Annotated in this window: 9 protein-coding genes; 7 read left to right on the plus strand and 2 right to left on the minus strand. The window is 59.1% G+C overall.

Features of this window, described 5'->3' with window-relative positions; all coding sequences use genetic code 11:
* The first annotated feature begins 669 nt into the window (after positions 1 to 669).
* The 3 genes from AMK02_RS03790 to AMK02_RS31615 all read left to right on the plus strand — a co-directional run bounded on the left by AMK02_RS03790 (position 670) and on the right by AMK02_RS31615 (position 4,933).
* Positions 670 to 4,032, plus strand: a complete 3,363-nt coding sequence (locus AMK02_RS03790) for a M10 family metallopeptidase (protein ID WP_064800732.1) — start codon at positions 670 to 672, stop codon at positions 4,030 to 4,032.
* Between the two features lie 261 nt (positions 4,033 to 4,293).
* The gene (locus AMK02_RS03795) at positions 4,294 to 4,728 is read left to right on the plus strand and encodes a DUF4174 domain-containing protein (RefSeq protein ID WP_064800733.1); all 435 of its coding nucleotides are present in this window, start codon (positions 4,294 to 4,296) and stop codon (positions 4,726 to 4,728) included.
* 37 nt (positions 4,729 to 4,765) lie between these two features.
* On the plus strand, positions 4,766 to 4,933 hold the full coding sequence (locus AMK02_RS31615; RefSeq protein WP_088395265.1) for a hypothetical protein: 168 nt from the start codon (positions 4,766 to 4,768) through the stop codon (positions 4,931 to 4,933).
* Here the strand turns inward: AMK02_RS31615 and AMK02_RS03800 are convergent.
* Entirely contained in the window at positions 4,930 to 5,811 is an 882-nt protein-coding gene (locus AMK02_RS03800; protein WP_064800734.1) for a LysR family transcriptional regulator, read from the minus strand. The two genes, AMK02_RS31615 and AMK02_RS03800, sit on opposite strands and share 4 nt — an antisense overlap.
* Positions 5,811 to 6,122: a putative quinol monooxygenase gene (locus AMK02_RS03805; RefSeq protein ID WP_064800735.1), complete on the minus strand. Its 312-nt coding sequence runs from the start codon at positions 6,120 to 6,122 to the stop codon at positions 5,811 to 5,813. The genes AMK02_RS03800 and AMK02_RS03805 overlap by 1 nt, the downstream gene beginning before the upstream one ends.
* A 165-nt stretch (positions 6,123 to 6,287) precedes the next feature.
* Between AMK02_RS03805 and AMK02_RS03810 the strand changes: the two genes are divergently transcribed.
* The 4 genes from AMK02_RS03810 (at position 6,288) to AMK02_RS03825 (ending at position 11,506) form a co-directional block, all read left to right on the plus strand.
* The gene (locus AMK02_RS03810) at positions 6,288 to 7,784 is read left to right on the plus strand and encodes a CoA-acylating methylmalonate-semialdehyde dehydrogenase (RefSeq protein WP_064800736.1); all 1,497 of its coding nucleotides are present in this window, start codon (positions 6,288 to 6,290) and stop codon (positions 7,782 to 7,784) included.
* A 217-nt stretch (positions 7,785 to 8,001) separates the two neighbouring features.
* Positions 8,002 to 8,484, plus strand: coding sequence for an iron-responsive transcriptional regulator RirA (gene rirA, locus AMK02_RS03815; protein ID WP_064800737.1), 483 nt, complete (start codon positions 8,002 to 8,004; stop codon positions 8,482 to 8,484).
* Positions 8,485 to 8,818: 334 nt separating this feature from the next.
* The gene (locus AMK02_RS03820) at positions 8,819 to 10,414 is read left to right on the plus strand and encodes an ABC transporter substrate-binding protein (protein WP_064800738.1); all 1,596 of its coding nucleotides are present in this window, start codon (positions 8,819 to 8,821) and stop codon (positions 10,412 to 10,414) included.
* Positions 10,415 to 10,501: 87 nt separating this feature from the next.
* Positions 10,502 to 11,506, plus strand: coding sequence for an ABC transporter permease subunit (locus tag AMK02_RS03825; RefSeq protein ID WP_064800739.1), 1,005 nt, complete (start codon positions 10,502 to 10,504; stop codon positions 11,504 to 11,506).

Genomic DNA, 11,506 nt, shown 5'->3' on the forward strand with positions numbered 1-11,506 from the left:
AGCGTCTTGCTGAAAAGCGCGGGCTTTACGTGTGGAATGGCAGACAAAGCCGCGCCTCCTGACAACAAGCAACATCCCGAAGGCAAAATGAGCGGCGCCTAACGAGAGCCTATGCTTCCGACGGCGAATTTGCTGCTTATTTACCACATCAACTCGAACATTTGAGAAGCACAACCAGTCCGTATGGTGCCATACCGCTGGGTGAGCTACGTATGCGGCACGCAGCAGCAGCGAGGTTCGCATTGCGACAATCCGCCACTCGATCCAGAACGATCCACCAACGCAAACAAAATTGCGGAAGATGCGAACCGCGAAGCCGACCCGCGGCAAGAGAGACGGAGACAACGTTCGGGGGCGCCGAAACAATCCGGACCTCATTTTCCCGATAGCCTGGAGACTTATTAAATTTCAGCAGATGACCGTAACTTCAATTTAAGTGCCGTCATGCCAGCAATTGCGAAGGTTCGGATGGGCAGAGCACAGGATTCCTCGAATACGTCTACTAGCCTTTGTTAGGGTTGCGGAGGAAGCGCTTCATAAGCGCTAGCCGCCAAGATCAAAAACCTTCTCGAACAGAAATAAAGCTTTTAGTTGAATTTCCCACCGAGATGGAGCAGAGGGAAATCGGCAATAGGCGCGGCCGACTTGGAATAGGCAAACGGGGATTTTATGACGAACCTTACGACTTCGGTGACGTATATCAGCTCGACTGGGGATCAGAAGGTAGACGGGCTTTTGGGCGACTTTGCCTGGAGCGGAACGATCACCTATGCGTTTCCCACGACTTCGTCATCGTATGACTACAACGGCGAGAAAAACTATTCTTTCTCTGCAATTTCATCGCAGCAGCAGTCTCTTGCCTTGTACTTTATGGAGCAGTCCTATGGGAGTGCTGCAAATGACGGCTTCTCCGTCGAGGGATTCACGAACGTCACCTTCGAGGTCGGAAGCGCCAACACCGCAACGGTGCGGTTCGCTCAATCGTCGCATCCCGATCTCACGACAGCATGGGCCTATATGCCAATTAGCGGCGGGCCGGCAGGCGATATCTGGTTCGGCACGGAATATGCTGGCACCCCAGATGATCTTCGCTATCCGAGGTTCGGCAATTACGCCGGTCATGCCCTGGCGCACGAATTGGGTCACGCTCTCGGACTGAAACATGCCCACGAACAGGGGATAGTCGTTCCGAGCGCGTACGACTCGCTCGAATATACGATCATGACCTACCACACATATGTGGGAGATGATTTGAGTGGGTACAAGTACGAGCATGATGGCGCGCCACAAACCTTCATGATGCTCGACATCGCCGCCCTGCAGGAAATGTATGGCGCAGACTACACGACCAACAGTGGCGATACCGTTTATAAATGGAACCCGAACCAGGGCATCACTTATGTCAACGGGGTCGCGGCCATCACGCCCGCTGCCAACCGCATCTTCGCAACGATCTGGGACGGTGGCGGTACCGACACATATGACCTGAGTGCCTATACAACGGGCCTCAAAATCGATTTGCGCGCAGGGGGATACTCGGTTTTTTCTCAAGGCCAGTTGTCATACCTGGGAGGAGGTCCGAATAATGGCTATGCCCGCGGCAACATTTTCAACGCCCTTCTTTATGAAGGCAATACTGCGTCGTTGATTGAGAACGTTAAGGCCGGCTCCGGCAATGATTCGATCGCTGGCAACGAGGCAGACAATACCCTCTGGGGCAATGCCGGAAATGATACCCTTAACGGTCTTTCCGGCAATGACACATTGATCGGCGGAACGGGCAACGACACCTATATTGTTGATAACCTGGCCGACGTGGTCACCGAAGCGCTGAACGAAGGGACCGATCTGATCAAGACGGCGCTTTCTTCCTATGCCTTGACCAGTATTGCAAATGTCGAAAACCTGACCTTCATCGGCACCGGTGCTTTTAGCGGGACTGGGAACGGCCTGGCCAACACGATCACCGGTGGCGCGGGCAACGATCTTCTGGACGGCGGCGCCGGCAACGACACGCTGATCGGCGGTGCGGGCAACGACCTCTATGTGATTGACGCTAGCTTCGATTTGGTGATCGAGAGTGCGAACAAGGGAACGGACACTGTCCAGACGGCGATTTCAAGCTATGCGCTCAGCGACAATGTCGAGAACCTGACTTACACGGGATCTGCCAGCTTCAGCGGCACCGGCAACGCGCTCGCCAACACGATCACCAGCGGCGCCGGCAATGATACGCTTAATGGCGGGGCCGGTGCGGACAGCTTGATCGGCGGCACGGGTGATGACACCTATGTCGTCGACAATGCCGGCGACAGCGTCACCGAAGCTGCCGGCGCGGGAAGCGACACGGTTCGCACGACGCTGGCAAGTTATACCCTTGGCAGCAATCTCGAGAACCTCACCTATATCGGTACGGGAACTTTTATCGGGACAGGCAATAGCTTCGCCAACACCGTCCAGGGCGGGGCAGGTGCCGATACCCTGGACGGGAAGGCGGGTGCGGACAGTTTGATCGGCGGAGCGGGCAACGACACTTATATTGTCGAAAACGTTGGCGACGTGGTCACCGAAGGACTGAATGCAGGAACCGATCTGATCAAGACGGCGCTTTCCAGCTATACGCTCGGCAACAATGTCGAGAATCTGCAATATACGGGATCCGGCAGCTTCGCCGGCACCGGCAATGCGCTCGTCAACACGATCACCGGCGGGGCCGGCAACGACACGCTTGACGGCGGCATCGGCAATGACACGCTGAACGGCGGCGCCGGCAACGATATCTATGTGGTCGACAGTGCGGGCGACATCGTCAACGAGGCGGTTGGCGCCGGCACCGACGAAATCCGCACGGCACTTGCAGCCTACTCGATCGCCGCATTGGTCAATGTCGAGAACCTGACTTATACGGGATCTGCCAGCTTCAGCGGCACCGGCAACGCGCTCGCCAATACGATCACCAGCGGCGCCGGCAATGATACGCTGAATGGCGGGGCTGGCGCCGACACTTTGATCGGCGGGACCGGCAACGACACCTATATCGTCGACAATGCTTTCGACGTCGTCACCGAAGCGTCTGGCGCGGGAACCGACACGGTTCGCACGACCCTGGCCGCCCACACACTGGCGGCCAATGTCGAGAACCTCACCTACATCGGAACGGCAGCCTTTACCGGTGCAGGGAATCTGCTCGACAACGTTATCACGGGTGGTGTCGCAGCCGACAAGCTTATGGGGGCTGCGGGCAACGACACACTGATTGGCGGGGCCGGTGCCGACACGATGTTGGGTGGGATTGGCGACGACATCTATGTGGTCGACATCGCGACCGACGTAGTGATCGAGAATGTGAATGAAGGGACGGACACGGTCCGGACGGCGCTTGCCGGCTATACGCTCGGCAACAATGTCGAGAACCTGACCTATACCGGATCGGCCAACTTCAGCGGCGCCGGCAATGGTCTCGCCAACACGATCACCGGCGGCGCCGGCAATGACACGCTGAATGGCGCGGCAGGTGCGGACACCTTGATCGGTGGTGCGGGCCACGACACCTACATCGTCGATAATGCCGGCGACATCGTCACCGAAGCCGCCGACGCAGGGACCGATACGGTTCGCACGATACTGGCCGCCTACACGTTGGAGACCAATGTCGAGAACCTCACATTTATCGGAACGGGGCCCTTTGCCGGAACAGGGAATGCGCTAGACAACGTTATCGTCGGCGGCAGTGGTTCAAATACACTGACGGGTGGCGCCGGCAACGATACCCTCACTGGGGGGGCGGCAGCCGATGTCTTCGTTTATTCGTCGAACTGGGGCCACGATACGATCACCAACTTCGTGGCAACCGGCTCCGCACATGACGCAATCTCGATCGACCACAACATTTTCGTCGATTGGGAATCGCTTTTTGCGGCAAGCGAGCAGTCCGGGAATGATACAGTTATCATGGCCGATTCCGACAACACCATAACGTTAAGGAATGTCGCTCTTTCAAGCCTGCAGTCGTGGGACTTCTTGTTCGCTTGATCTATGCTCGGACCGCGCGGCACATTTTTGCCGGGGAGAGGATGAACACGTAACGGCGTGAGTCAATTCCGGCGGATATTGACGGACGTCGTTGCGGGCGTAGCTCGTTCGATCAACGGTAGGCACGGCAGCGGGATCAGCGCATGTCGCGCAAAAGTGCAGCGCGCAATCTGCAGGTGAGGGCACGAAAACCAGGATCCTGTCGATTAGATGGAACCCGTGCCATCTCGGACCGTTCTCCAAGCTGACGGGAGAATACGCATGTCGAAAACCCTGCTCTACGGCGCGACCAAGATCGACGAGACGAACGGCGCCTATTCGCCAATCGAAAGCCTGGCCGCATTCCAGTGGAAGAATCGCGTCTTCATTCTTTTCGCCGACAGGGACAATGCCCGCGCGGCGCACCAGGAAAACCAGCTGCTGGCCGACCGCAGCGCGCTCGATGAACGCGATATGGTGGTGCTGAAGGTTTCGGGCGGCAAGGTCCGGGCGCTTTTCGGCGCTGCCGATGGCCTCGACGGCGAAGCGATCCGCTGCGATCTCGATGCGCCGGAGACGGGTGAATTCGCCGCCTTCCTTGTCGGCAAGGACGGCACCGTCAAGCTCAAGGTCAGCGAGCCGATCAACAGTGGCGAGCTCTTCATCATTATCGACAGTATGCCGCTGCGCGCGGAGATGCTGAAGTCGGACAAATAGCCCCGACGAACATCGCAAACATAAAAGGGAGGCGGTCATGTCCGTGCCCAACGAACCCATTCCCGATCAGCCGCCGATGCCGGCACCCGGCTGGAAACCGGTGCCGCCGATCACCGAGCCGGAGCCGGACCGGCTTCCGGACGAGGCGCCTGTTCCAAATCCGGATGAAAACGACGAGCCGGCCAAGCACGTTTCGGAGACTTAAAGGAAGATGTGGCGCTCGGCGCCGACGAGTTCCTGCAGGAAATCGACGACGCTTCTGACGCGAACGAGATCGCGCGCCGTTTCGTGATAGGTCGTCCAATAGGCGCGCCGGATCGAAATGTCAGGCAGGATGCGCTCGAGCTCCGTATACTGCCGGGCGATATAATCGTGCAGGATGCCGATGCCGGCGCCTGATCGCACCGCCTCCGTCTGGCCGATCGCCGTCGAGATTTCGAAGCCGGCGTCCCAGCTGCGCATTACCTCGCCGGAGAAATTCAACGAGGCGGTGAAGATCAGATCCTCGACATAGCCGATGCGCGGATGCGCCTTCAGCGCCTCGACATCGCCCGGTCTGCCGTGTGAGGCGAGGTAGTCGCGCGAGGCATAGAGGCCGAGCGTATAGTCCGTCAGCTTGGAGGAGACGAGCCGGCCCTGTTCGGGACGTTCCAGCGTGATGGCGATATCGGCCTCACGCTGCGACAGCGAGAAGGAGCGCGGCACCGGCACGAGCTGGATCTTCAGCTCCGGGTGGCGTTCGATCAGCCTGCCCATGCGGGGTGCCAGAAAGGAGACGCCGAAACCATCGGGCGCGCCGACGCGCACCGTCCCGGCGATCGCCGTGTCGGTGTGGCCGAGATTGGCCTGCGCCGCGAGCATTTCGGTTTCCATCCGCTCGGCGGCATTAAGGAAGATGCCACCTTCGGCCGTCAGCTCGCAGCCGTTCGTGCGGCGGACGAAGAGCCGCGTCTTCAGTGCCGCTTCGAGCGACGTCAGCCGGCGCGAAAGCGTGGCGTGGTTAAGCCCCAGGCGTTTCGAAGCGGCAAGGATCTGTCCGGTTCGGGCGACGGCCAGGAAAATGCGAACGTCATCCCAGTTCATCACTTGGCCCGCATTGCAATCGGGTCGACATCGATCAGCGTCAGCGACGTCACCATGCCGGCCGTCTCGCTTTTATATTTGAGGAAATGCGGTGTCCGCAGGTGCGCCTCATAGGCCTCCCGGTCGGCGTAGACTTCGAGAATACGAACGCGGCTTGGAGCTTCGCGGATGGAAACAGCGCTCAGCGAAAGGACGCCGTCTTCCAGAGCGACCGAAGCCTCGATTTCCTCCGCAAGCAATGCGCGATAGGCTTCAAGCCTCTCGGCGGCGATCTCCAGCTCAGCCATTCGCACGACCGGATTTTGGCTCATCGATGGGCCCTCCCTGAGTTTGACTTGTCCGCATGCCGCGCCAAGTTTGGAAGCAGCAGCACCTGCATCGAAACTATAAAACGTGCACAACGGTTGCTTATATCAACGCATTGATTTGTGCAAATTGAAGTGCGATTGTAGGTCATCCAAACAGGAGGAACATCCATGCGTGAGATCGGACATTTCATCGGCGGCAAGCAGGTCGCCGGCACCAGCGGCCGCGTGAGCAACGTCTACAATCCGGCGACCGGCGAAGTGCAGGCGACCGTCGCCCTCGCCAGCGTCGAGGAGCTTCGCGCCGCCGTCGAGAACGCCAAGGCCGCGCAGCCGAAATGGGCTGCCACCAACCCGCAGCGCCGCGCTCGCGTCTTCTTCAAGTTCGTCGAGCTCCTGAACAAGCATATGGACGAACTTGCCGAATTGATTTCGAAGGAACACGGCAAGACGATCGAGGACGCCAAGGGCGACGTCGTTCGCGGCCTCGAAGTCTGCGAATTCGTCTGCGGCATCCCGCATCTCGCCAAGGGCGAATTCACCGAGGGCGCGGGTCCGGCGATCGACATGTATTCGATCCGCCAGCCGGTCGGCATCGGCGCCGGCATCACGCCTTTCAATTTCCCCGGCATGATCCCGATGTGGATGTTCGCGCCGGCGATCGCCTGCGGTAATGCCTTCATCCTGAAGCCCTCCGAGCGTGATCCGTCCCTGCCGATCCGTCTTGCCGAACTGATGATCGAAGCCGGTCTTCCCGCCGGCATCCTCAATGTCGTCAACGGCGACAAGGGCGCCGTCGACGCCATCCTCACCGATCCGGATATCGGCGCCGTCTCCTTCGTCGGCTCGACGCCGATCGCCCGCTACGTCTACGGCACGGCGGCGATGAACGGCAAACGCGCACAGTGCTTCGGCGGCGCGAAGAACCACATGATCATCATGCCGGATGCCGACATGGACCAAGCCGTCAACGCGCTGATGGGCGCCGGCTACGGTTCGGCCGGCGAGCGCTGCATGGCGATCTCGGTTGCCGTTCCGGTCGGCGAGGAGACCGCCAACCGCCTGGTCGAGAAGCTGACGCCGAAGATCGAATCGCTGCGCATCGGCCCTTACACAGACGAGAAGGCCGACATGGGCCCGCTCGTCACCAAGGAAGCCTATAACCGTGTTCGCGGCTTGATCGACCGCGGCATCGAGGAAGGCGCCAAGCTCGTCGTCGACGGCCGCGACTTCAAGCTCCAAGGCTATGAAGACGGCTATTTCGTCGGCGGTTGCCTGTTCGATCACGTCACGCCGGACATGGATATCTACAAGACCGAGATCTTCGGGCCTGTCCTTTCCGTCGTTCGCGCCCAGAACTATGAAGAAGCACTGTCGCTGCCGATGAAGCACGAATACGGCAACGGCGTCGCGATCTACACCCGCGACGGCGATGCTGCCCGCGACTTTGCCTCGCGCATCAATATCGGCATGATCGGCGTCAACGTTCCGATCCCGGTTCCGCTCGCCTACCACTCCTTCGGCGGCTGGAAGGCATCGAGCTTCGGCGACCTCAACCAGCACGGCACGGATTCGATCAAGTTCTGGACGAAGACCAAGACCGTCACCGCCCGCTGGCCTTCCGGCATCAAGAGCGGCGCAGAATTCGTCATGCCGACGATGAAGTAATCTGGACGATCACTCGACCTGCAATTCGGGGGCCCTTTGGCCCCCGTTTCATTTGAGCGTTGGCAGCCATTTTGGACTACAACCAGAAGACCACGGAGCAGGATTGACGTTGTGGCAAATGGCCTCATAAGCTGAATGCGAATTTCATATTTTGGAATTGTTCAAAACTGTCAAACCGCCTATATACGTCTGAACAGGCACGAGTCAGGAGATCGGCATGCGGTTGACGAAGCAGACCAACTATGCGGTTCGCATGTTGATGTATTGTGCTGCCAACGAAGGGCAGCTGAGCCGGATTCCGGAAATTGCCAAAGCCTACGGGGTTTCCGAACTCTTTCTTTTCAAGATCCTCCAGCCGCTGAACAAGGCCGGCCTGGTGGAGACGGTCCGCGGCCGCAACGGCGGTGTGCGCCTGGGCAAGCCGGCGGCCGAAATCACGCTCTTCGACGTTGTCCGGGTCACGGAAGACAGTTTTGCCATGGCCGAATGCTTCGAGGATGATGGCATGGTCGAATGCCCGCTGGTCGACAGCTGTGGCTTGAACTCGGCGCTGCGCAAGGCGCTCAACGCCTTCTTCGGCGTGCTCTCGGAATATTCGATCGATGACCTCGTCAAGGCCCGCCCCCAGATCAATTTCCTCCTCGGTATCACCGGCGAGCACCACTACCGCAAGCCGGCGGCCGTTGCCCCCGCCGCCTGATTGCAAGAAACAGGTCTGACTTATGAAACCGCGGTTGCCTCGGCAATCGCGGTTTTTGTTTGCGGCCTCTGGTTGCGCTTAGGGATGCCGAAATGTCCAGCATGCGCTGCTGAGAGGGCGCAATTATCCAAAATGCGACGAAATGCCGGACATTTTTATCCGAAAATTTCCGAACGAGGCTGATTTTTGACGAAAAATTTCTAAAATTGTCCAGCTGGAAAAATTTTCTCCGTAGCCCGTTGCTTTCAGTAGATAAATGTCGTTCCATCGACCGTCGATCGGGATGCCTTTGTGGTCTCCAGACATCAAAAAAGAACAACCGGGAAACAATATTATGAAAAAGATCTCTGTCATGCTGGCAGCGACGGCCCTGATTTCGGTCATGGCGACGTCGGCCTGGTCCAAGACCCTTGTTTATTGCTCCGAGGGTTCGCCGGAAGGCTTCGACCCGAGCCTCTATACGGCAGGCACGACCTTCGACGCGTCCTCGCGCACCGTCTACAGCCGCCTCGTCGAATTCAAGCATGGCGGCACCGAGATCGAACCCGGTTTGGCCGACAGCTGGAGCGTTTCGGACGACGGCAAGGAATACACTTTCAAACTTCATCCCGGCGTCAAATTCCAGACCACCGACTTCTTCACGCCGACGCGCGATTTCAATGCCGACGACGTCGTCTTCTCCTTCGAGCGTCAGCTGAAGTCCGACAATCCGTGGAACAAGTATGTCGAGGGCGGTTCTTACGAATACGCCGCCGGCATGGGCTTCCCGGAACTGATCAAGTCGGTCGAGAAGGTCGATGACCTCACGGTGAAGTTCACGCTCAACCACCCGGAAGCGCCGTTCCTGGCCGACCTCGCCATGGACTTTGCTTCCATCATGTCGAAGGAATATGCCGACAAGCTGGCCGCCGACGGCAAGATGGCGCAGCTGAACCAGCAGCCGCTCGGTACCGGCCCCTACACCTTCGTCGCCTATCAGCCGGATGCCGTCATCCGCTACAAGGCGAACGAAACCTATTTTAAGGGCAAGGAAAAGATCGACGATCTGGTTTTCGCCATCACCTCTGACGCCGCCGTCCGCGCTCAGAAGCTGAAGGCCGGCGAGTGCCACCTGATTCCTTATCCGAATGCCGCCGACGTTCCTGAACTGAAGAAGGACAAGAACCTCGTCGTCGAGGAGCAGGCTGGCCTCAATGTCAGCTACCTCGCCTATAACACGCAGATGGCGCCCTTCGACAAGCCGGAGGTTCGCCGGGCGCTCAACATGGCGATCAACAAGCAGGCGATCGTCGACGCCGTCTTCCAGGGCGCGGCCACCGTTGCCAAGAACCCGATCCCGCCGACCATGTGGTCCTATAACGACGCCGTTCAGGACGACAAGTACGATCCGGATGCGGCCAAGAAGGCTCTCGCCGATGCCGGCGTCAAGGATCTCAGCATGAAGGTCTGGGCGATGCCGGTGTCGCGCCCCTACATGCTGAACGCACGCCGCGCCGCCGAACTGATCCAGGCCGATTTCGCCAAGGTCGGGGTCAAGGTCGAGATCGTCACGCATGAGTGGGCCGAGTACCTGAAGCTTTCCTCCGACGTGAAGCGCGATGGCGCCGTCATCCTCGGCTGGACCGGCGACAACGGCGATCCCGACAACTTCATGGATACGCTGCTCGGCTGCGATGCCGTCGGCGGCAACAACCGCGCCCAGTGGTGCAACAAGGAATACGACGACCTCATGACGAAGGCCAAGATGACGGCCGATGTCGGCGAGCGCACCAAGGCCTATGAGCAGGCGCAGCTGATCTTCAAGAAGGAAGGCCCCTGGGCGACCCTCGACCATTCGCTCGTCTTCGTTCCGATGAGCAAGAAGGTCTCGGGCTTCAAGATGGACCCGCTCGGCATTCACCGTTTCGACGGCGTCGACGTATCCGAATAACAAGAATAATGTAAAAATGCCCGGTAGTACTGGGCACAGCCGGCGGTCAGGACCCTCCTGACCGCCGGAAACTATTGGACATCTGCCATGTTGCGTTTTTTCATCGGCCGCCTTGCGGTGCTGATCCCGACATTCCTCGGCGTTTCCCTGATTGCCTTCTCTTTCATCCGCCTGCTGCCCGGAGATCCCGTGATGCTGCTCTCGGGTGAACGCGTCATGGCGCCGGAGCGGCACGCCCAGATCATGCACGATCTCGGTTTCGACCGGCCCATGTATATGCAGTATTTCGATTATCTCGGAAAAGTCCTGCAGGGCGATCTCGGCACCTCGATCGTCACCAAGCGGCCGGTCCTCGGCGAATTCCTGACATTGTTTCCGGCAACGCTGGAACTGTCCTTCTGCGCCATCATCCTTGCGGTCTGTCTCGGCGTGCCCGCCGGCGTCTTTGCCGCCGTCAAGCGAGGCACGTGGTTCGATCAGAGCGTGATGGGTGTCGCCCTCGTCGGTTATTCCATGCCGATTTTCTGGTGGGGTCTGCTGCTCATCATCTTCTTCTCCGGCTATCTCGGCTGGACGCCGGTTTCCGGCCGTATCTCGCTGATGTATTTCTTCAAGCCGGTGACCGGCTTCATGCTGGTCGACAGCCTGCTGTCAGGTCAGAAAGGGGCCTTTGCCTCGGCCGTCAGCTATCTCATTCTGCCGACCATCGTGCTGGCGACCATCCCGCTCGCCGTCATCGCCCGCCAGACGCGCTCGGCCATGCTTGAGGTTCTCGGCGAGGACTATGTCCGCACCGCACGCTCGAAAGGTTTGAAGCCGCTGCGCGTCGTCGGCGTGCATGCGCTGCGCAATGCAATGATCCCCGTCATCACCACGATCGGCCTGCAGATCGGTGTCCTTCTTGCCGGCGCCATCCTCACCGAGACGATCTTCTCCTGGCCGGGCATCGGCAAATGGATGGTCGATTCGGTGTTCAAGCGTGATTACGCGGTGGTGCAGGGCGGCCTTCTCCTGATCGCCGGCGTCATCATGCTGGTCAATCTGATTGTTGACGTCCTCTACGGCTTCATCAATCCGCGCATTCGTCACTAG

Origin of the sequence: Rhizobium sp. N731 (genome assembly GCF_001664145.1) — a bacterium.
In the GTDB taxonomy this organism is placed as follows: domain Bacteria; phylum Pseudomonadota; class Alphaproteobacteria; order Rhizobiales; family Rhizobiaceae; genus Rhizobium; species Rhizobium esperanzae.